Source organism: Mycobacterium sp. THU-M104 (assembly GCF_049197365.1).
Lineage (GTDB): Bacteria > Actinomycetota > Actinomycetes > Mycobacteriales > Mycobacteriaceae > Mycobacterium.
Map to the genome: position 1 here is coordinate 23,258 of NZ_JBMIOP010000035.1, position 20,632 is coordinate 43,889.

Consider the following 20,632-nt stretch of genomic DNA (forward strand, 5'->3'; position numbering starts at 1 on the left):
CGGTCCGCCCGACGCGGCACCGGCGCCCCGACCGAACGGGCGCCGCTACGCGCGGCAGTTGCGCGGGACCGATCCCGCGCGGAAGGGTTGCACAAGGGTGGTGGCGAGCGTATGACGGCTGACGATCTCCGCAGCAACGATTCGGCAGAACCGGCGCCCAGGTCGGTTGGCGAACACGGTGGTGCGCCGGTCCCCGATCCGACACCCCGCCCGGGACCGCGTCCGGGTCCCCGTCCCACCCGGCCCGCCGCCCACCCGGTGCCGGCTCCCCCACCCAGCAATCCGCACCAGTTCGGGCGCGTCGACGACGACGGCACGGTCTGGCTGATCGGCGCTTCCGGTGAACGCGTCGTCGGCTCCTGGCAGGCCGGCGATTCCGAGGCCGCTTTCGCGCACTTCGGCCGGCGGTTCGACGACCTGTGCACCGAAGTCACGCTCATGGAAGAGCGGCTGGCTTCCGGAACCGGGGATGCCCGCAAGATCAAGACCCAGGCGGTCACGCTGGCCGAGACGTTGCCGACGGCGTCTGTGCTGGGCGATCTCGAAGCCCTGGCGGCGCGGCTGGACAGCCTCGTCGCGCGGGCCGACGCAAGTATCGCGGCGGATCGCTCCCGCCGCGACGAGCAGCGGGCCGCCGAGACCGCACGCAAGGAGGCGCTCGCCGCCGAGGCCGAGGACCTGGCCACCAACTCGACCCAGTGGAAGGCTGCGGGAGACCGGCTGCGGGAGATTCTCGACGAGTGGAAGACCATCACCGGCCTGGATCGCAAGGTCGATGAAGCGCTCTGGAAGCGCTATTCCGCGGCCCGGGAGACCTTCAACCGGCGGCGGGGATCGCATTTCGCCGAACTCGACCGGGAGCGCTCGGCGGTCCGGCAGACCAAGGAGCGGCTCTGCGAACAAGCCGAGGAGTTGGCCGATTCGACGGACTGGACCGCCACCAGCGCGGAGTTCCGCAAGCTGCTCACTGAATGGAAGTCGGCGGGTAGGGCGTCCCGCGACCTCGACGACGCACTGTGGCGGCGCTTCAAGGCCGCCCAGGACACGTTCTTTTCGGCACGCAACACCACGACGGCCGAAAAGGACGTCGAGTTGCGCGCCAACGCGACCGCCAAGGAGGCGCTGTTGACCGAGGCCGAGCGGCTCGACACCGGCAACCACGACGCGGCCAGGGCCGCCCTGCGCTCGATCCTGGACAAATGGGACGCAATCGGCCGGGTCCCGCGGGAACGCTCCGCCGAACTGGAGCGGCGACTGCGCGCGATCGAGAAGAAGGTGCGCGCCGCCGGCGAGGCCGACAGATCGGATCCGCAGGCGCAGGCCCGAGCCGAACAGTTCCGCTTCCGCGCCGAGTCATACGAGCGGCAGGCCCAGAAGGCTGCGACAGCCGGCCGGACCAAGGAGGCCGAAGAGGCGAAGGCCAACGCCGAACAGTGGCGCCAGTGGGCGCAGGCCGCCGCGGCGGCGTTGCGGCGTTGACTCAGCGATCTTCCTGCTGATCCGGAGGCTCCGGGACGCCCCGGGGGGCCTGCCGGTCACCGTCAGCGTCCAGGTTGTCGCGACGACCCGCCCTGTCGAGGCCGTCCAGCAACGTCATCGACTGCTGCTGCGCCGCGGCCCGCCGCCGCTCCTCCTCGGCCGCGAGCTGCACGATGGTGCGCGACCACACCACGCGTGCCCACTGATACGTCAGCACGATCACGGTGATCCAGGCGGCGATCAGACCCCATCCCGGGCCCGGGTGCCCGACGGGCACGGTTTGTCGCGACCAGACGGCCAACAACCCCGTCGGGCAGGCGAGCGCCGAACCCGCCAGCGCGATCCAGGCCAGCGCCCAGCGCCGCGTCGTCAGTGCCAGCATCGAGAAGCCCACCCCGAACACCAGTGCCAGCCAGGCGAACACCCGCGACGGCAGGGCGACCGCGGCCGCCCCGGCACCGTGGCTGCTGAACAGCACGTCCCAGCCGCGCACGTCACCGGTGTGCGGGAGGATGAACGTGGCCAACAGCACGAAAATTAGGATCGAGATCACGAAACCGCGCGGGCCCGGCTCGATCTGACGCGCCACCCGGCGCTCGGCGGCCTCGATCTCGGTGCGCAGCGCGTCCAGCTGGGTGCGTTGTCTCTTCGTCATCGATCACATCCGAGTGGTTCGGTCGGGCCGGTCGGCGGCCCGACGGCGGGCATGCCGAGACCGGTGCCGCGTGGGCGCCGCCCGGCGGCGTGCGCATCGCCCGCCCGCGTGCGGCGGTGGAACACGACGCCCGCGTCGGCAATCAGGTGATGCGGCGCGGCCGCGGTGAGCACCGTGGTCACGACGTCGCCGGGCCGGACCGGGCCGACGGCGCCGCGAGTCGCGTCGAAGTGGACCAGCCGGCCGTCGCGGGCCCGCCCGGTCATCCGCGCCGTGTGGGTGTCCTTGCGTCCCTCGCCGGCGGCCACCAGCAATTCGACGGTCTGCCCGACCAGGGCTCGGTTGGCTTCCAGCGAGATCTGCTCCTGCAGCTCGACCAGCCGTTCGTAGCGTTCTTGCACCACGGCCTTCGGCAGCTGCCCCCCGAGTCCGGCGGCGACCGTGCCCGGCCGTTTCGAGTACTGGAAGGTGAACGCGGCGGCGAACCGGGCCTGACGCACCACGTCGAGCGTGGCCGCGAAATCCTCTTCGGTCTCGCCGGGGAAGCCGACGATCAGGTCGGTGGTGATGGCCGCGTGCGGCATCACCGCTCGGACGCGGTCGATGATGCCGAGATAGCGCTCGGCTCGGTAGGAACGCCGCATCGCGCGCAGGACGCGATCAGACCCCGACTGCAGGGGCATGTGCAAGGCGGGGCAGACATTCGGCGTCTCGGCCATGGCCTCGATGACGTCGTCGGTGAACTCGGCCGGGTGCGGCGAGGTGAACCGAACCCGTTCCAGTCCGTCGACGCGCCCGCAGGCGCGCAACAGCTTGGCGAACGCACCCCGGTCGCGGGGCTGCGCCGGATCGGCGAACGACACCCCGAAGGCGTTGACGTTCTGACCGAGCAGGGTGACCTCGAGCACGCCCTCGGCCACCAGGGATCTCACCTCGGCCAGGATGTCGTGCGGGTTGCGGTCGACCTCCTTGCCGCGCAGCGCCGGGACGATGCAGAAGGTGCAGGTGTTGTTGCAGCCGACGGAGATCGACACCCAGGCGGCATAGGCCGAGTCGCGGGCGGTGGGCAGCGACGACGGGAATTGCTGGAGGGCATCGGCGATCTCCACCTGGGCGACCCGGTTGTGCCGGGCCCGTTGCAGCAGTGTGGGCAACGACCCGATGTTGTGGGTGCCGAAGACGACGTCGACCCAGGGTGCCTTGTGCAGCAGCGCTTCGCGGTCTTTCTGGGCCAGGCAGCCACCGACGGCGATCTGCATGTCGGGGTTGTCGCGTTTGCGCGGCGCCAGGTGGCTGAGGTTGCCGTAGAGCTTGTTGTCGGCGTTCTCCCGCACGGCACAGGTGTTGAACACCACGACGTCGGCGTCTGCGCCCTCGCATGCCCGCCGGTAACCGGCCTCCTCCAGCAGACCGGCCAGCCGCTCGGAGTCGTGGACGTTCATCTGGCAGCCGTAGGTTCGGACCTGGTAAGTCCGCGCCGGTGCCGCCATTGAAGTCACGACGCCATGGTACGGCGACGGGACGTGGCAGCGCCTCCGGCCTCGGTAGGGTCAGCGCATGTCGACGACGCTGCACACCTACCGCGCCCGCTGTCAGTGGAGCGGCTCGACGCAGCGCGGTTACCGGCACTATCGCCGGGAGCACACCGCGGCCGCCGATCCGGCTTCGGATTCGCTGGTGCTCTCCGCCGACCCGGCCTTCCTGGGGCGACCCGGCGAGCGGGGATTGACGTACTCGCCTACGACGACGCCGCTGAGGGCGTGATGCCCGATGACGGCCAGCCGGCGAGCATCACCCGGATCGCGCTGCGACCGCGGATCGTTGTAGCGGCAGGCCCAACCGTCGACCAGATCCACCGCCTTGTCGCACTGGCGCACCGGCACTGCTACATCACCAACTCACTGCGCACCGAGGTCGACGTTGAGCCCGAGGTTGAGTTCGCAACCGGCTCAGGCAGTTAGACCCGGCGGCGCCCCCGTTCGGCGGCCACCTCGACGCTGACCACGTCATAGGCCAGGGTCTGACCGTAGCCACGGCGCGACAGCATCGCCACCAGCCGGCGGCAGAGCCGGGCCTCGTCCTGGGCGTTGTTCAGTGCCTCGCGCCGCAGCCTGGTCCGCACCAGCCGCTCGGCCCTATCCCGCTCCTCAGCGGGTTTGATCCCATCCAGCACCGCGGTGATCACGTCGTTGTCGACCCCCTTGGTGCGCAACTCAACGGCCAACGCGGCCTTGCCTTTTGCGGCCTTCCCATGCCGGGAATGCACCCACTGTTCGGCGAAGTCGACGTCGTCGATCAGGCCGACGGCGGCCAGCCGGTCGAGCACCCGTTCACTGACGTCGCCGGGATATCCGCGTTTGGCCAGCGCAGTGGCCAACTCGGCTCGGGTGCGCGCTCTCCCGGTGAGCAAGCGCAGGCACAGCGCACGCGCCTGCTCCTCGCGGGAGGAGTCAGAAGTCGACGGGGGCGGGCAGGACGTCATCGTCGGTCACGACCGCGCCGATACCGAGCTTTTCCTTGATCTTCTTCTCGATCTCGTTGGCCACGTCGGCGTTCTCGGCCAGGAAGTTGCGGGCGTTCTCCTTGCCCTGCCCCAGCTGTTCGCCCTCGTAGGTGAACCAGGAGCCGGACTTGCGGACGAAGCCCTGATCCACGCCCATGTCGATCAGCGAACCTTCCCTGCTGATGCCCCGGCCGTAGAGGATGTCGAACTCGGCTTGCTTGAAGGGCGGCGAAACCTTGTTCTTGACGACCTTGACCCGGGTGCGGTTGCCGACCGCGTTGGTGCCGTCCTTGAGCGTCTCGATCCGGCGCACGTCCAAGCGCACCGACGCGTAGAACTTCAAAGCCTTTCCACCCGTTGTCGTTTCGGGCGAGTTATGCACCATTACTCCGTCAACGAAATAGTTGTGATTTCCCTCGACCTCGATATCGAATCGATTCATGGACCTAGTGTGCGGCTTGACATGAACATCGAGAACACGGGCCGGCACCAACTGCTGCGTGGGTTCGACGAACTGTGGCGATACCGTCTGCTGGCCACGGAACCGTGGCAGCAGCTTATCGTCCATAGACGGCGCCATGTACGGCGCGACCAGCTCCTGGAACTTCGCCGTAGCAGCGGTGGAGAACACTAGCATCGCCTTGCCGGCCGAGCCGACCTGTCGCAAGCGCACATCCAAGCCGTGTGTGGCACACAGATAGTCGCGCAACCGTACACGTGTGCCTTCGGTCATGGCCTCGACGCAGATCTCGATGCGCCCACTGCCACCCGCGGTACGTCTCTGTAAGCCCTTGGAACGCAAGCTGAATGATCCGCCGTCCATGTACCAGATCGCCAGAGCCAGTGGCGTGAGCGACTTGAGGTACTCCTCGGAGAAGAACTTCTTACCGTCTCCGAGATAAACCGCGCGCTGCAATTCGGCGAGCTCCGGCAGCGGGGTGAAGTCGACAAAACCAGCGCCCTTGGGATCCTGCCGCGTCGTATGCCGAATGTTGCCCATCAACGCGGTCTTCCACCGCAGGTACTCCGACTGCTTGGCGCCGTGCCCGAGCCGGAAACGGACACCGTTGCGATCGTGCCGATTGGGCGACAAGCTCCCGTCACCCATCAGCGATCCCAGCACAACCTGGAACTGTTGATCACTGAGCCGACGCGGTTCAGTGGCCAGCACTCGATCACCGGTGAAGAGATCGCCGGCCTCCTTCCAGCCGCCCGGTGTGCGGATGAGGTGGTTGGGTGTCGCCGCGAACTGGGACTTGCCGTTGCCACTCGACTTTTCGACGGTGAACTGGAGAAACTGTTCGGCGGGCCCGTTATTGAACCAGTTCACCACCTTGCGGGGCACAACCCGGTCCGTCTGGGGGTCGTAGGACAGCACCTCGACGTCCATCTTGTTGTTGACGATCTTGCCGATCTTTTCGGTGGAGCCGTCAGCAAGGACCACCCGGGTCGAGTAGTTCATGCACCCGAACATGACACCGATTTTTTCGCGGAGCTGGTTGATGAAGATCGCGGTGGTGCCCGAATTGTTCAGCGCGCCGGTCATTTTCCGCAACGCCTGGCTCATCAGCCGGGCCTGCAGGCCGACATGGCTGTCGCCCATCTCGCCTTCGAGTTCCGCGCGCGGCACCAGGGCCGCCACGGAGTCGATGACCAGGATGTCCAGGGCGCCGGAGCGGATCAGCATGTCGGCGATCTCGAGGGCCTGTTCCCCGGTGTCGGGCTGGCTGACCAACAGGGAATCGGTGTCCACGCCGAGATTCTTGGCGTAGTCGGGGTCAAGGGCGTGCTCGGCGTCGATGAACGCCGCGACGCCGCCGGCGGCCTGGGCGTTGGCCACCGCGTGCAGCGCCACAGTGGTCTTACCCGAGGATTCCGGGCCGTAGATCTCCACGACCCGGCCGCGGGGCAGTCCGCCGATACCCAGGGCCACATCCAGCGCAATGGATCCGGTCGGGATGACCGAGATCGGCTGGCGTATCTCGTCGCCGAGACGCATCACCGAGCCTTTGCCGTAGCTCTTCTCGATCTGGGCCATCGCCAGTTCGAGTGCCTTCTCGCGGTCGGGGGCTTGCGCCATGGTGCCTTCTCCTATGGTCGGTGTGTTCGGGACCGATATCGGTCGGTTGGCCGTGACACTAGAGATGGCCACCGACAAGTTGTTGTCGTCGTCGAACAGTTCCACCCTAGACGAACACCTGTTCGATTCAAGCGGACACGCCAGAGCGCCCGAACATCTCGTCGGGATGTCGCGCCCGACCTGACACGGCCCGACCTGACACGGCCCGACCTGACACGGCCCCGACCTGACACTGAGGGAAACCGGCGACTGCGCCCTTTGGCGGCCTCTAGGGCGCCGAACCTGCGGTCACGGCGCGATCCGCGGGTCCGCACCGACCATGGACGCAGTTTGGGGCAAGGCTGTCGAGAGTTCGACTCACCACTGGTCGCGGGGCACGTCGAAGTCGGCGCACAATGCCCGCCACACGTCGCGGGGCGCGACGCCTTCCTCGATCGCCTGGGTGGCGGTCCGACCCTCGAGGCCGGTCAGCGCGTGGTCTGCCAGCACCGACGGCCCGTAGGCGGCACCGAACCGCAACACGACCCGTTCATGGAACTCTGTTAGCCGCACGCCCGCCAACATACCCAGCCGGTCAGCCCGCCCCCAACGCCAGCGCGTCGTGGCAGACCCGCACCGGATCGGGCACGCCGGCGAGACCGGCGGCGGCCGCGCGGGCGGCCCGGCGACACGCCGGCGACGACAGCACCTCGGCGGCGGCGGCGACCAGCGCGTCGGCCGTCAGCGGCCGGACCAGCCGGCCGCTGCCCTGGCGGACCACCCGGTTGGCGATCTCCCACTGATCCCCGCCGCCGGGGACCACGACCAGCGGGACCCCGGCCAGCAGCGCCTTGGCCACCGTTCCGTGACCGCCACCGCAGATCACCAGGTCCGCGTGCATCAGCAACTCGTCCTGGCGGCCCAGCCCGACCACGGCCCACGGCGGCACCCGCAGCGCAGCGCCGTCCAGCCGCGAGACCACCACCCGCGACCCCACCGGCAACGTCTCGCCCGGTATCAGGCAACCCAGCGCGAACTCGGCCAGACCCTCGGTCCCGATCAGTGCGGTCGAGGGGGCGACCACCACGACCGGGCCGGAGCCGGGGGGGATCTCCAGTACCCGCCCGGTCGGCTCGAAGTGCAGCGGGCCGACAACGACGGCCTCGGCCGGCCAGTCCGGACGCGGCACCTCCAGCGCCGGCAGCGTGGCGATCAGGCGTCGCAGCGGACCGGGGTCGTGAGCCGGCAACCCGATCTCGGCGCGGGCAGTTGCCCGCTGTCGCAGCCCGGCACGCCACGACCGGGCGGTCAGGGCGTGCATCGCCGCGTCTCGCAGCCGGCCGCGGACCCCGCTGCCCGGGGCCAGACCGCTGCCGATCGGCGGCAAACCCGTCGACGGCAGGTAGAGCGGATGCGGATTCAGCTCGATCCAGGGCATCCCCAGCAGCTCGGCGGCCATGCCGCCGCCCGCGGTGATGACGTCGGACACCACCAGCTCAGGCGCCAGCTCGCGCAGCACCGGCGCGTTGAGCACAGCCATGCGCGCCGCGCGCCGGTGAATTCGGGCCCCGGCGTCCAGGTCGTCGTCGGTGGCGGCCAGGCCTTCCAGCACTGCGACGTCCAGGCCGGCGGCGCGCGCGGTATCGAGCCACGCGGCCCCGGTGAACAGCGTCGGGTCGTCGCCGGCCTCGGCGAAGCGTCGACACAGCGCGATCGCAGGAAACGAGTGCCCGGGATCCGGCCCGGCGACCACGGCGACGCGCATCCGCTTCACCCTGCCACTTCACCCTGCCACAGCGCGGCACCGCCATCCTTGCCTACGCTGACAGGCATGACCGAGCTGACCGACGCCGGCGTGGCGAACGCTCGCACGGTTGAGCGTTTCCTGAACGCCCTGCAGGACGCGGACTACGCGACCGCGGATGCCGTGCTGGACGACGACCTCGTCTACGAGAACGTCGGTTTGCCCACGATTCACGGCCGCGCCAGGGCGATGAAGCTGTTCCGCCGGATGGAGGGCCGCGCCGCCTTCGAGGTGAAGATCCACCGCATCGCCACCGACGGGGCCGCGGTGCTGACCGAACGCACCGACGCGCTGATCTTCGGCCCGCTGCGACTGCAGTTCTGGGTGTGCGGCGTGTTCGAGGTGCACGCGGGGCGGATCACGTTGTGGCGGGACTACTTCGACTTCTTCGACATGATGAAGGCAACCGTGCGCGGTGTCGCGGCGCTGGTGCTGCCCTCGCTCAAAGCGACGTTTTAGCGCCGCCGGCGGTGCGGGCACACCCGGGGAGCACTCGGCCTGCTCCCGCCGTCAGCTGCGGGGCAGTCCGCCGAGTTCGTCGAATGCCTGCGCCCACCCGACCAGGCGATCGGTGGCCTGCGCCAGCTCGGCACGATAGCGCTGCCGCGGTCCGGCGGAAGCCTCGCCCGAGGCATTCGCCGAAGACACCAATTGCGCTGCAGCGGTAACTATTTCGTTGTACTGGCGAACGCCGGCGGCCAACTGTGCGGTGAACACGTTGATGGTGGCCACCAGGTGCGGCCGCGACGACTCCGAATGCCGCGCTGCCCGCTCCATCGAGACCACCTCCGCTGCGGTGGCCGCCATGGCCGTCGAGGCCCTGTCCGCCGCCGAGGTCAGGTCGTCGATTTCGGTGGGCGGCAGCAGGGCTCCCCGCTCCAGCACGCCCACCAGCGAGTGGAATCCGCGTTCGGAGGCGCCCAGCGCGTACATCGCCGGACGCGCCGCCGAACCTGGCGGCGGCAGCCGTCGGGCGCCCGCGGATTGTCCCGGCGGCAGCGGCTCCGACCGCAGCCACCGGTAGCGCAGCAGCAACAACGTCGCCGGGATCGACTGCACGACCGCGATGGCGCCGGTGACCTCCAGCAGCAGCGCGAACCAGCCCCAGGCTGCCAGCAGCGCCGTCACCACCGCCCAGAACAGGCACCCGGCGCTGAAGATCAGCCCCCAGCGCAGCGCGCGGCGGCGGCGGCGCACCAGCCGCGCGCGGGGATCCACCGCCCCGCCGAGCCGTCGGGCCAGCACCTCGGAGAGCTCCGCGGCGATGCCCAGACCTCGCTGCAGCAGCGCACGCCATGGCCCGCGCTGAGTCGATTTCACCGCCATCACAAGCCCCCGAAGTCCCGAAAGCCCCGCGCTACTGGCCGAGCGGCTGCTCGGGCACCGCCGGTCCGGCGGTCTCGGGGGGCGTGGCTGGGGGGGCGGCGGAACCGCCGGTCGGCAGAGCTTCGCCCCGCATCGAGGCACGGATTTGTTCGAGCCGGGAATGGCCGGCCATCTGCACGCCGGCCTGCTCGACCTCGAGCATTCGGCCCTGTACGGAACCCTTGGCGAGCTCGGCGGCACCGACCGCGTTGGCGTAGCGGCGTTCGATCTTGTCGCGCACCTCGTCGAGGTTGGGCACATTGCCCGGCGCGGCGACCTCACTCATCGACCGCAGCGAGGCGCTCACCTGTTCCTGCATCTTGGCCTGCTCGAGCTGGCTGAGCAGTTTCGTGCGCTCGGCGATCTTCTGCTGCAGCACCATCGCGTTCTGTTCGACGGCCTTTTTGGCCTGGCCGGCCGCGCTCAGAGCCTGGTCGTGCAGCGTCTTGAGGTCCTCGACACTCTGCTCGGCGGTCACCAGCTGGGCCGCGAACGCCTCGGCGGCGTTGTTGTACTCGGTGGCCTTGGCGGCGTCACCGGCAGCCGTGGCCTGGTCGGCCAGCGTCAGGGCCTGACGGACGTTGACCTGAAGCTTCTCGATATCGGCGAGCTGCCGGTTGAGCCGCATCTCGAGCTGACGCTGGTTGCCGATCACCTGCGCCGCCTGCTGGGTCAGCGCCTGGTGGGCGCGCTGGGCTTCCTCGATGGCCTGCTGAATCTGCACTTTCGGGTCGGCGTGCTCGTCGATCTTCGCGTTGAACAGCGCCATCAGGTACTTCCACGCTTTGACGAACGGGTTGGCCATGAGTAGCTCCACCTTCGCTTCCTGTGGGCCGGAGGGGCCGTGTGTCGGACGGCCGTGTGTCGGACGGCCGTGTGTCGGACGGCCGTGTGTCGGACGCGGCCAGAGTGCGTCAGTCCGCCCTGTCGCTCAATTTAACGGGTCGGAACCGATAGCCCCACCTTTGCAGCTCGGCCCCGGAACGCCCGATCCGGGCGTTCAGGCCACTGCCAGGGACGCCACCGATCCGATGACGACCTTGGTCTCGGGGTCGATGGTCCGGGTGGCGGGCCCGCCACCCGGTACGTGGTGGACAGCACGCTCCTCGGTCGCCATGCGCTCCCCGGCTTTGGTGAGCACCGCCGACAGCGGCACATCCAGCGCATCGCAGATCGCGTTGAGCAACTCGCTGGAAGGCTCCTTGCGGCCCCGCTCCACCTCGGAGAGGTACCCGAGACTCACCCGCGCCGAATCGGACACTTCGCGCAGCGTGCGGCCCTGTGTCATCCGGGCCCGGCGCAGCACGTCGCCGATCACCTCACGCACCAATGGCGGCATCCTGCTCTCCTTCAGTCCAGTCCGGGTTCGTCCAGTCCGGGTTCGTCCAGTCCGGGTTCGTCCAGTCCGGGTTAGTCCAGTCCGGGTTCGTCCAGTGGTGCCGGTTTGTCACAGGGTCAACGCCGGCGGCGGTGACGTTGGTTCCCGCTCGCGTCCCCGCGATCAGCGGCGCGTTCGCCGGACTTCCCGGACGCTCGAGATCACGTAGTCGATCCCGGTGACCACGGTGAGCACGATCGCGGCGGCCATCACCGCGGCCGCCACAACCCGGAAAGGCCCCGACAGCGGGAGCACGAACAGGCCGATTGCGACGGCTTGGACCACGGTCTTGAGTTTGCCGCCCCAGCTGGCGGGGATGACGCCGCGCCGGATCACGGCCAGCCGCAGCAGCGTGACCCCGATTTCGCGGGTCATGATCACGACCGTCACCCACCACGGCAGGTCGCCCAGCATCGACAGTGCGATCAGCGCCGAGCCGATCAGCGTCTTGTCGGCGACCGGATCCACGAAAGCGCCGAATTCCGTTGCCATGCCATAGTTGCGCGCCAGCAGGCCGTCGAACCGGTCGGTGATGGCGGCCACCGCGAAGATGCCGAAGGCCACGACACGGCCGACGGTCTGGTGACCGTCCCCGAGGAAAAGAACGAGCAGGAAAACCGGGACAAGCAACAACCGCAGGCCGGTGAGGACATTGGCGAGGTTGGCAATCCGGGCACGACCTGCGATCGGACTCGTTTGAGGGTGCCCGGACACGGCATCAGAATAGCGGGTGACCAGTTCACACGCCCCCGATGTCGATACTGTTACCCGTGACCGAAAGCCCTGAGGACCACCGTCCGGCAGTCCGGCGTGCCCGCACCTCCGACGTTCCCGCGATCAAGCGGCTCGTCGACACCTACGCGGGCAAGATCCTGCTGGAGAAGAACCTGGTGACGCTCTACGAGGCGATCCAGGAATTCTGGGTCGCCGAATGTGCCGACAAACCGGGCGAGGTCGTTGGCTGCGGTGCGCTGCACGTGATGTGGGCCGACCTCGGCGAGATCCGCACCGTCGCGGTCGACCCCGCCATGACCGGCCGTGGCATCGGGCACGCGATCGTCGACCGGCTCCTGCAGGTCGCGCACGAGCTGCAGCTGGAGCGACTGTTCGTGCTGACCTTCGAAACCGAATTCTTCGGCAAGCACGGATTCACCGAGATTGAGGGCACACCGGTCACCGCGGAGGTGTTCGAGGAGATGTGCCGCTCCTACGACATCGGTGTCGCCGAGTTCCTGGACTTGAGCTACGTCAAGCCCAACATCCTCGGCAACTCCCGGATGCTGCTGGTGCTGTGACCGCCGCTATTCGGAGCCGGGATCGCCGCCCTCGGCGTCGCTCCCGCCCCGGATCAACGCCAGCGTTCCGGCCAGCTCGTCGGGCTTGACCAGCACCTCGCGCGCTTTGGAGCCCTCCGACGGCCCGACGATGCCGCGGGTCTCCATCAGATCCATCAGACGCCCCGCCTTGGCGAACCCCACCCGCAGCTTGCGCTGCAGCATGGAGGTGGACCCGAACTGGCTGGACACCACCAGCTCGACTGCCTGTAGGAAGACGTCCATGTCGTCGCCGATGTCGGGGTCCCGACCATCGGAGTCGGTCCGCTCCCCGGTCGGTTTGGCGGTGGTGACGCCCTCGGTGTACTCGGGTTCGGCCTGGTCCTTGCAGGCGCTGACGACGGCTTGGATCTCCTCGTCGGTGATGAACGCGCCCTGCAACCGGATCGGTTTGCCCGCACCCATCGGCAGGAACAGGCCGTCGCCCATGCCGATCAGCTTCTCCGCGCCGGCCTGGTCCAGGATCACCCGGCTGTCGGTGAGCGACGAGGTGGCGAACGCCAGCCGCGACGGTACGTTGGTCTTGATCAGGCCGGTGACGACGTCGACCGAGGGTCGCTGCGTGGCCAGCACCAGGTGGATGCCGGCCGCCCGCGCCTTCTGGGTGATGCGCACGATGGCGTCCTCGACGTCGCGCGGCGCGGTCATCATCAGGTCGGCCAGCTCGTCGACGATCGCGACGACGTAAGGGTATGGCCGGTATACGCGCTGGCTGCCCAGCGGTGCCGTAATGGCACCGGAACGCACCTTGGCATTGAAGTCGTCGATGTGGCGCACCCGCGAGGCCTGCATGTCCTGGTAGCGCTGTTCCATCTCCTCGACCAGCCACGCCAGTGCGGCGGCGGCCTTCTTGGGCTGGGTGATGATCGGCGTGATCAGGTGCGGAATGCCTTCATACGGCGTGAGTTCCACCATCTTCGGGTCGATCAGGATCATCCTGACCTCCTCGGGCGTGGCCCGGGCGAGCAGCGAGACCAGCATGGAGTTGACGAAGCTGGACTTGCCGGATCCGGTTGACCCGGCCACCAGCAGGTGCGGCATCTTGGCCAGATTCGCCGAGATGAAGTCGCCTTCGATGTCCTTGCCCAGCCCGATGACCAGGGGGTGGTGGTCACGGCGTGTCGACGACGCGGTGAGCACGTCAGCCAACCGCACCATTTCTCGGTCGGTGTTGGGCACCTCGATGCCGACGGCGGACTTGCCGGGGATAGGCGCCAGCATGCGCACGCTCTCGGTGGCGACCGCATAGGCGATGTTCTTCTGCAGCGCGGTGATCTTCTCGACCTTGACGCCGGGCCCCAGTTCCACCTCGTAACGCGTGACGGTGGGCCCGCGGGTACAGCCGGTCACGGCCGCATCGACCTTGAACTGGGTGAGCACCTCGCCGATCGCGTCGGCCATGACGTTGTTGGCGGCGCTGCGCTTCTTGGGCGGGTCCCCCGCCACCAGCAAACTCAGCGACGGCAACGTGTACGGTCCCTCGACCACCCGGTCCAGCTCGATGCTGTCCTGCTCAGCCTTGCCGCGCCGGCGGCCCCGGGTGGACCGTTCCGGGACGGTCGGCACGTCGTCCTCGATCGGGGGCGGATCGGTTGCGGCCGCACCGCCTGCAGAAGGCCACGCCGCCGGCTCGTTGTCGGGGTGGAAGGCGCCGTCGCCATGATGGTCGTCGTAGTAGCCGTCGGAGAAGTCCTCGGCCCCAGCGGACGCCTCGTAGCCGGGCTCGACGTCGTAACGGCCGGGGTCGTCGCCGGGCTCGTCGACATAGCCGCGCTGGAACAGCCGGGTGCCGAACATGTCCTGCAGGGCTTCGGGCACCTCGCGGATCGTGGTGCCGGTCAGCAGGAGCAGCCCGAACAGGGCTCCGATGAACAACAGTGGCGCAGCGATCCAGGCCGTCAACCCGTCTCGCAGCGGCCCGCCGATGGCGAACCCGATGAAACCGGCCGCGCTGCGGCGCGCGTCGGGTTCTTCCGGCGATCCGGACCACAGGTGGCACAGGCCGAGATAGGACAGGACGATCAGGCTGCCGCCGAGGATCAGCCTGGGCCGGGCGTCGGCATCGGGCCGGGTCCGCATCAGCGTCACCGCCGCCGCGGCGGTGACCAGCGGCAGCAGCAGGACGCCCGAGCCGATGAACGTCCGCAACAGCACGTCGACCCACGCGCCCACCGGGCGCGCGGCGTCGAACCACGAGCTCGCCGCGACCACGACCGAGACGCCGAGCAGGACCAGCGCGACACCGTCGCGGCGGTGCCCCGGCTCCACATCACGGGCCCGTCCGATCGACCGCGCCGCGCCACCGGCGCCCCGTGCGGTGATCAGCCAGGCCGCGCGCATGGCCCGGCCGCCGCTCAGCCCCGCGGCGACCAGGAGTGACCGGTTACGCCGCGGGCCCGGCCGGTTCACCTTCTTGCGGGGGGGCGCAGGCCGCGCACTGCGGGTACCGCCCCGCGAAGTGGGCTTTGACCTGCTCGTTCGGCTACCGGAACGGGCGACGGTCTTACTGGACATGGCATTCAGGGTAGTCGCAAAGACAACATCTGCACCACCCGCCACACTGGTAACGATTCCGTCGCCGGCCCCGGGGCGGCCCCGCGCAGGACGGGCCCCCGAGACCCGTGAGTAGGGTGATCCACGTCATGCCCGCCCGCAACACACCCAGCAATTCACGGATCGCCAGGAGGCCTCAGCATGCCCGTCGTCGTCGTCGCCACCATGACCGTCAAACCCGAGTCGGTCGAGACCGCCCGCGACATCCTCACCGCCTCGGTCGAGGAAGTGCACGGCGAGCCCGGGTGCCAGCTGTACTCGCTGCACCAGACGGGCGAAACCTTCGTCTTCGTCGAGCAGTGGGCCGACGAGGAGGCGCTCAAGGCGCACAGCACCGCGCCCGCGGTCGCCACGATGTTCACCGCGATCGGCGAGCACCTGGCCGGAGCGCCCGACATCAAGATGCTGCAGCCGGTTCCTGCCGGCGACCGCGCCAAGGGACAGTTGCGCGCGTGACGGGCCGTGGCCCGGACGGGCCGCTGAGGAGACCTCTGGAGGGAAAGGTCGCCTTCATCACCGGTGCGGCGCGCGGCCAGGGCCGCGCGCACGCCGTCCGGCTGGCCTCCGACGGCGCGGACATCATCGCGGTCGATCTGTGCGAGCAGATCGCCAGCGTCCCCTACCCCCTGGCGACCCCGCAGGACCTCGCGGCGACCGTCACGCTCGTCGAAGACGCCGGCTCCCGGATCGTCGCCGCTCGCGGAGACGTGCGCGACCGGGCGTCGCTGTCCTCGGCGCTGCAGGCGGGCCTCGACACGTTCGGCCGGCTCGACATCGTCGTCGCCAATGCCGGTATCGCCCCCATGCAGTCCGGTGACGAAGGCTGGCGCGACGTCATCGACGTGAACCTCACCGGTGTCTACAACACGATCAAGGTCGCGATACCGACGATGGTTTCCCAGGGCAGCGGCGGTTCGATCGTGCTGATCAGCTCATCGGCCGGGCTGGCCGGCGTCGGCAGCCCGGACGCAGGTTCGGTGGGCTACGCCGCAGCCAAGCACGGGGTGGTCGGCTTGATGCGGGTCTACGCGAACCTGCTTGCCTCGCAGTACATCCGGGTCAACTCGGTCCATCCCTCCGGTGTCGAGACCCCGATGATCAACAACGAGTTCACCCGGGAGTGGCTGGCCAAGATGGCCGCCGCGACCAACACGCCGGGCGCCATGGGCAACGCCATGCCGGTGGAGGTGCTGGAAGCCGAGGACATCGCCAACGCGGTGGCCTGGCTGGTGTCCGACCAGGCCCGCTACGTCACCGGTGTCACCTTGCCGGTCGATGCGGGCTTCGTGAACAAGTAGCGGCCATGACCCAAAAATCGGTAGTACAGACGGCGTTCGGCCCCGCGGTGTTGGCCGCCGTCGAGCAGAACGAACCGTCGGGGCGCCGCCTGGTGGACGACGATTTCGCCGAGCTCTTTCTGCCCGCCCCGCTGCGCTGGCTGGTCGGTGCGACGCGGTTCGCGCCGGTTCGTCATCTGATGATCCGCGCCTCGGAGTTCACCGGCCCTGGGCTGTGGGCGAATCTGGCCTGCCGCAAGCGTTTCACCGCCGACAAGCTCAACGAGTCGCTCGATGACATCGAGGCCGTCGTCATCCTCGGGGCGGGGCTGGACACCCGCGCCTATCTGCTGACACGGCGAGTCCGCATCCCGGTTTTCGAGGTCGACCTGCCGGTGAACGTCGCCCGCAAGTTCAAGACGGTCCGCCGGGTGCTGGGCGAGCCACCGCTGTCGGTTCGGTTGGTGGCGCTGAACCTCGAGCACGACGATTTGCTCACCGCACTCGCCGAGCACGGCTACAGCACCGGTTACCGCGTCTTCTTCATCTGCGAAGGGGTCACTCAATACCTCACCCCCGCCACCATTCGCCGGACGATGGAGGGGCTGCGCGCGGCCGCGCCGGGTAGCCGCTTCGTGTTCACCTACGTCCGTGGCGATTTCATCGACGGCACGAACCGGTATGGCACCCGAACGCTGTACCGCAAGGTCCGCCAGCGGCAGCAACTGTGGCAGTTCGGCTTGCAACCCGACGAAGTCGACGCGTTTCTCGGCGAGTACGGCTGGCGCCTGGTGGACCAGGCCGGGCCCGACGAACTCGCGCAGCGATACGTCGCGCCCACCGGTCGCAAACTCAAGACCTCGGGACTGGAGTGGTCGGCCTTCGCGGAAAAGGTCTAGCGCCTCAGACCTCGATGACCGTCGGCACGATCATCGGCGCCCGCCGGTAGGTCTCGCCCACCCACTTGCCCACGGTGCGCCGCACCGCCTGGGCGATCCGCGCGGGTTCGGTGACGTTGTCGGCCATCAGGGACTCCAGCTCCGCCTCGATCCGGCGCACCACCGGCTCGAGCGCCTTGGGATCCTCGGAGAACCCGCGGGACAACAGGTGCGGCGTCCCCACCGGACGCCCGGTGCCGCGCCGCACCACCACCGTCACCGCCAAGAATCCCGACGACAGGATGAGACGTTCGCCCAGGGTGATATCGCCGACGTCGCCGGTGATCAGCCCGTCGACGAACATCTTGCCGACCGGCACCGCCCCCACGATTGCGGCCCGCCCGGCGACGAGGTCGACGCTGACACCGTTCTCGGCCAACAGGATCGACTCCTCGGGCACCCCCGTACTCGCGGCCAGCTTGGCGTTGGCGCGCAGCATCCGCCAGGTCCCGTGCACCGGCATGACGTGGCGCGGCCGCACGCCGTTGTACAAGAACAGCAGTTCCCCGGCATACGCGTGGCCAGAAACATGCACGCGCGCTTGGGCATTGGTGACCACGCGAGCCCCAATCTTGGCCAGCGAGTCGATGACGCCGTAAACCGCTTCCTCGTTGCCCGGGATAAGCGACGACGCCAGGATGACCAGGTCGCCCGCGGTCAGCGTGATGCTGCGATGCTCGCCGCGCGACATCCGCGACAACGCCGACATCGGTTCACCCTGGGTGCCGGTGGTGATCAGCACGACGCGCTCGGGCGGCATCGTCTCGGCGACGCCGATGTCGATCACGTCCGAATCGGCCACCCGCAGGAATCCCAGGTCGCGGGCGATCCCCATGTTGCGCACCATGGAACGCCCGACGAAAGAGACCCGCCGGCCCAACGCGACGGCGGCGTCGATGATCTGTTGCACGCGATCGACGTTGGAGGCGAAGCACGCCACGATGACCCGGCCGCCGGCGCCCCGGATCAGCCGGTGCAGGGTGGGGCCCACCTCGCTTTCCGAGGGCCCCACGCCGGGATGGTCGGCGTTGGTCGAATCGCACAGGAACAGGTCCACGCCGGCCCCATGGCGCCGCGAGCCCAGCCGCGACATGCCCGGCAGGTCGGTGGGACGGCCGTCGAGGGGAAGCTGGTCGAGCTTGATGTCGCCGGTGTGCAGGACGGTGCCCGCGCCGGTGTGCACCGCGATCGCCAGCGCGTCCGGGATGGAGTGGTTGACCGCGAAGTACTCGCACTCGAACACCCCGTGGGTGCTGCGTTGCCCCTCGGCGACCTGGACGAACTCCGGCTTGATGCGGTGTTCGCGGCATTTCGCGGCGACCAGCGCCAGGGTGAACCGCGACCCGACGATCGGGATGTCCCGGCGCAGCTTGAGCAGGAACGGGATCGCCCCGATGTGGTCCTCGTGGGCGTGGGTGAGCACCACGGCCTCGATGTCGTCGAGGCGGTCCTCGATGTGCCGCAGGTCCGGCAGAATCAGGTCGACGCCGGGTTCGTCGTGGTTGGGGAACAACACCCCGCAGTCGATGATCAGCAGCCGGCCCAGATGCTCGAAAACGGTCATGTTGCGGCCGATCTCGTTGATGCCGCCCAGCGCGGTGACGCGCAAACCGCCTGCGGCCAAAGGCCCCGGGGGGGCGAGGTCTACCTCCACTGCCGGCTCACCTGAGCACCCCGGCGGCGCGCATGTCGTCCGCCAGCGCGTCGATCTGGGCGGGGGTGGCCGCCATCTGGGGCAGCCGGGGATCACCGGCGTCGATGCCCTGCAGGCGCACACCCGCCTTGGACATCGTCACCCCGCCCAGGCGGGCCATCGCGTTGCACAGCGGGCCGAGGCTGACGTTGATCTTGCGGGCCGTGGCGATGTCCCCGGAGGAGAAGGCGGACAACAACTCTCGTAACTGACCGGCCGCCACATGGGAGATCACGCTGATGAAGCCGATGGCGCCCATCGCCAGCCAGGGCAGATTCAGCGCGTCGTCGCCGGAATAGTAGGCCAGCCCGGTCTCGGCGATCACCTGGCCACCGCCGTGCAGATCGGCCTTGGCGTCCTTGACGCCGACGATGTTGGGGTGCGATGCCAGCGTGCGCAGCGTGCCGACTTCGATGGGCACCACGGAACGCCCGGGGATGTCGTAGAGCAGCATCGGCAGTTCGGTCGCGTCGGCCACGGCGCTGAAATGCGCGATCAGCCCGCTCTGCGGCGGCTTCGAGTAGTACGGCGTGACCACCAGCAGCCCGTGCGCACCCTCGGCCGCGCACGCCCTGGCCAACCGGACGCTGTGAGCGGTGTCATAGGTGCCCGCCCCGGCGACGACGCGGGCCCGGTCGCCCACCGCCTCGAGCACGACGCGCAGCAACTCCAGTTTCTCGTCGTCGGTCGTGGTCGGCGACTCGCCGGTGGTTCCCGATACCACCAAACCGTCGCACCCGGCGTCCACCAGGTGGTTCGCCAGTCGGGCCGCGGCGGCCGTGTCCAAGCAGCCGTCGGCGTCAAACGGCGTCACCATCGCGGTCAGCAGTGTTCCCAACCGTGCGGGGACGTCGAATCCGGCCATACTCACGGTGATCAGGTTACCTGGCGCAGGCAAGAGGTTTGGCGACGGCGCGGGCCGGGTCGCACCCCCGGCGGCTCAGGCCTCGGTGGCCAGCGGACTGGTGGCCACCTCGGTGCCGTCAGCCAGCGTGGAGATCTCGAAGTCCGCGAAAACCGCGGGGGCCACCCCGGCGAGCAGGCGCAGGCACGCGATGGCCAGCCGCCGGATTTCCACGTCGGCGTGCTCGCTGGCCCGCTGGGCCACGAAGTGCCGCCAGGCGCGGTAGTTGCCCGTCACGACGATGCGGGTCTCGGTGGCGTTGGGCAGCACGGCGCGAGCGGCCTGCCGGGCCTGCTTACGCCGCAGCACCGCGTTGGGCTGGTCGGAGAACGTGGCCTCCAGTCCGGCCAGCAGTCGGGCGTAGGCGGCGCGGTTGGCGTCGGCGGCATCGGTCAGCAGCTGCCGCAGCTCGGGGTCATCTTCCAGGCCCGGCGGTACGACGACCCGCGAGTCCCCTTCCGGCACATAGCGTTGCGACAGCTGCGAGTACGAGAAGTGCCGGTGGCGGATCAGCTCGTGCGTGCACGACCGCGAGATGCCGGTGATGTAGAACGAGACGCTGGCATGCTCGAGCACCGAGAAGTGCCCGACGTCGATGATGTGCTTGATGTAGCCGGCGTTGGTCGCGGTCTTCGGGTTGGGCTTCGACCAGCTCTGGTAGCAGGCGCGGCCGGCGAACTCGACCAGCGC

The 20,632-nt window shown here is 69.0% G+C and carries 22 protein-coding genes; 8 read left to right on the top strand and 14 right to left on the bottom strand.

The features are described from left to right. The first annotated feature begins 111 nt into the window (after window positions 1-111). Complete coding sequence (locus ACOJVU_RS03425) at window positions 112-1,479, top strand: DUF349 domain-containing protein (protein WP_421528492.1); 1,368 nt, start codon at window positions 112-114, stop codon at window positions 1,477-1,479. A gap of 1 nt (window position 1,480) precedes the next feature. Here the strand turns inward: ACOJVU_RS03425 and ACOJVU_RS03430 are convergent, their stop codons facing one another. Both ACOJVU_RS03430 and miaB read right to left on the bottom strand, forming a co-directional pair. Beyond that, window positions 1,481-2,134, bottom strand: a complete 654-nt coding sequence (locus tag ACOJVU_RS03430) for a hypothetical protein (protein ID WP_421528493.1) — start codon at window positions 2,132-2,134, stop codon at window positions 1,481-1,483. Then, window positions 2,131-3,624, bottom strand: a complete 1,494-nt coding sequence (miaB, locus tag ACOJVU_RS03435; RefSeq protein WP_421528513.1) for a tRNA (N6-isopentenyl adenosine(37)-C2)-methylthiotransferase MiaB — start codon at window positions 3,622-3,624, stop codon at window positions 2,131-2,133. Before miaB ends, ACOJVU_RS03430 begins: the two co-directional genes overlap by 4 nt. Window positions 3,625-3,691: 67 nt before the next feature. Between miaB and ACOJVU_RS03440 the strand changes: the two genes are divergently transcribed. Both ACOJVU_RS03440 and ACOJVU_RS03445 read left to right on the top strand, forming a co-directional pair. Continuing rightward, complete coding sequence (locus ACOJVU_RS03440) at window positions 3,692-3,898, top strand: hypothetical protein (RefSeq protein WP_421528494.1); 207 nt, start codon at window positions 3,692-3,694, stop codon at window positions 3,896-3,898. After that, window positions 3,898-4,095 carry an OsmC family protein gene (locus tag ACOJVU_RS03445; RefSeq protein WP_421528495.1) on the top strand — a complete coding sequence of 66 codons (198 nt, stop codon included), beginning with the start codon at window positions 3,898-3,900 and terminating at the stop codon, window positions 4,093-4,095. Before ACOJVU_RS03440 ends, ACOJVU_RS03445 begins: the two co-directional genes overlap by 1 nt. On the opposite strand, the gene recX is transcribed toward ACOJVU_RS03445, so the two are convergent. The 4 genes from recX to ACOJVU_RS03465 all read right to left on the bottom strand — a co-directional run bounded on the left by recX (window position 4,092) and on the right by ACOJVU_RS03465 (window position 8,461). Further along, entirely contained in the window at window positions 4,092-4,616 is a 525-nt protein-coding gene (gene recX, locus ACOJVU_RS03450; protein ID WP_421528496.1) for a recombination regulator RecX, read from the bottom strand. The genes ACOJVU_RS03445 and recX overlap by 4 nt on opposite strands. Beyond that, on the bottom strand, window positions 4,585-6,717 hold the full coding sequence (recA, locus tag ACOJVU_RS03455) for an intein-containing recombinase RecA (protein ID WP_421528497.1): 2,133 nt from the start codon (window positions 6,715-6,717) through the stop codon (window positions 4,585-4,587). The genes recX and recA overlap by 32 nt, the downstream gene beginning before the upstream one ends. A 357-nt stretch (window positions 6,718-7,074) precedes the next feature. Beyond that, window positions 7,075-7,269, bottom strand: coding sequence for a DUF3046 domain-containing protein (locus tag ACOJVU_RS03460; protein ID WP_421528498.1), 195 nt, complete (start codon window positions 7,267-7,269; stop codon window positions 7,075-7,077). 22 nt (window positions 7,270-7,291) lie between these two features. Further along, the gene (locus ACOJVU_RS03465) at window positions 7,292-8,461 is read right to left on the bottom strand and encodes a glycosyltransferase (protein WP_421528499.1); all 1,170 of its coding nucleotides are present in this window, start codon (window positions 8,459-8,461) and stop codon (window positions 7,292-7,294) included. Between the two features lie 66 nt (window positions 8,462-8,527). On the opposite strand from ACOJVU_RS03465, the gene ACOJVU_RS03470 reads away from it, so the two are divergent. Next, a complete protein-coding gene (locus tag ACOJVU_RS03470; protein WP_421528500.1) occupies window positions 8,528-8,959 on the top strand; it encodes a limonene-1,2-epoxide hydrolase in 432 nt (143 codons plus the stop codon). A 51-nt stretch (window positions 8,960-9,010) separates the two neighbouring features. Here the strand turns inward: ACOJVU_RS03470 and pspM are convergent, their stop codons facing one another. The 4 genes from pspM to pgsA all read right to left on the bottom strand — a co-directional run bounded on the left by pspM (window position 9,011) and on the right by pgsA (window position 11,957). Then, entirely contained in the window at window positions 9,011-9,826 is an 816-nt protein-coding gene (gene pspM / locus ACOJVU_RS03475; RefSeq protein WP_421528501.1) for a phage shock envelope stress response protein PspM, read from the bottom strand. A 31-nt stretch (window positions 9,827-9,857) separates the two neighbouring features. Beyond that, window positions 9,858-10,670: a phage shock protein PspA gene (pspA, locus tag ACOJVU_RS03480; protein ID WP_421528514.1), complete on the bottom strand. Its 813-nt coding sequence runs from the start codon at window positions 10,668-10,670 to the stop codon at window positions 9,858-9,860. Between the two features lie 195 nt (window positions 10,671-10,865). Then, window positions 10,866-11,204, bottom strand: a complete 339-nt coding sequence (gene clgR, locus ACOJVU_RS03485) for a transcriptional regulator ClgR (RefSeq protein WP_421528502.1) — start codon at window positions 11,202-11,204, stop codon at window positions 10,866-10,868. A 162-nt stretch (window positions 11,205-11,366) separates the two neighbouring features. Further along, window positions 11,367-11,957, bottom strand: coding sequence for a CDP-diacylglycerol--glycerol-3-phosphate 3-phosphatidyltransferase (gene pgsA / locus ACOJVU_RS03490; RefSeq protein ID WP_421528503.1), 591 nt, complete (start codon window positions 11,955-11,957; stop codon window positions 11,367-11,369). A gap of 56 nt (window positions 11,958-12,013) precedes the next feature. Between pgsA and ACOJVU_RS03495 the strand changes: the two genes are divergently transcribed. Next, the gene (locus ACOJVU_RS03495; RefSeq protein WP_421528504.1) at window positions 12,014-12,538 is read left to right on the top strand and encodes an amino-acid N-acetyltransferase; all 525 of its coding nucleotides are present in this window, start codon (window positions 12,014-12,016) and stop codon (window positions 12,536-12,538) included. A gap of 6 nt (window positions 12,539-12,544) precedes the next feature. Here ACOJVU_RS03495 and ACOJVU_RS03500 read toward each other — a convergent pair whose 3' ends face one another. Further along, window positions 12,545-15,091: a DNA translocase FtsK 4TM domain-containing protein gene (locus ACOJVU_RS03500; RefSeq protein ID WP_421528505.1), complete on the bottom strand. Its 2,547-nt coding sequence runs from the start codon at window positions 15,089-15,091 to the stop codon at window positions 12,545-12,547. A gap of 180 nt (window positions 15,092-15,271) precedes the next feature. On the opposite strand from ACOJVU_RS03500, the gene ACOJVU_RS03505 reads away from it, so the two are divergent. From ACOJVU_RS03505 to ACOJVU_RS03515, 3 genes are read left to right on the top strand one after another with little or no spacing between them, the layout of a single operon-like run. Continuing rightward, entirely contained in the window at window positions 15,272-15,586 is a 315-nt protein-coding gene (locus ACOJVU_RS03505; protein WP_421528506.1) for a putative quinol monooxygenase, read from the top strand. Between the two features lie 23 nt (window positions 15,587-15,609). Then, window positions 15,610-16,428, top strand: coding sequence for a mycofactocin-coupled SDR family oxidoreductase (locus ACOJVU_RS03510; RefSeq protein WP_421528515.1), 819 nt, complete (start codon window positions 15,610-15,612; stop codon window positions 16,426-16,428). Window positions 16,429-16,433: 5 nt separating this feature from the next. After that, entirely contained in the window at window positions 16,434-17,306 is an 873-nt protein-coding gene (locus tag ACOJVU_RS03515) for an SAM-dependent methyltransferase (protein WP_421528507.1), read from the top strand. 4 nt (window positions 17,307-17,310) lie between these two features. Here the strand turns inward: ACOJVU_RS03515 and ACOJVU_RS03520 are convergent, their stop codons facing one another. From ACOJVU_RS03520 to thyX, 3 genes are all read right to left on the bottom strand, one after another. Beyond that, entirely contained in the window at window positions 17,311-18,999 is a 1,689-nt protein-coding gene (locus ACOJVU_RS03520; RefSeq protein WP_421528508.1) for a ribonuclease J, read from the bottom strand. A 7-nt stretch (window positions 19,000-19,006) separates the two neighbouring features. After that, entirely contained in the window at window positions 19,007-19,909 is a 903-nt protein-coding gene (gene dapA, locus ACOJVU_RS03525; RefSeq protein ID WP_421528509.1) for a 4-hydroxy-tetrahydrodipicolinate synthase, read from the bottom strand. 69 nt (window positions 19,910-19,978) lie between these two features. Further along, window positions 19,979-20,632, bottom strand: a 654-nt coding sequence (gene thyX, locus ACOJVU_RS03530) for an FAD-dependent thymidylate synthase (RefSeq protein ID WP_421528510.1), incomplete at its 5' end; no start/stop codon positions are given.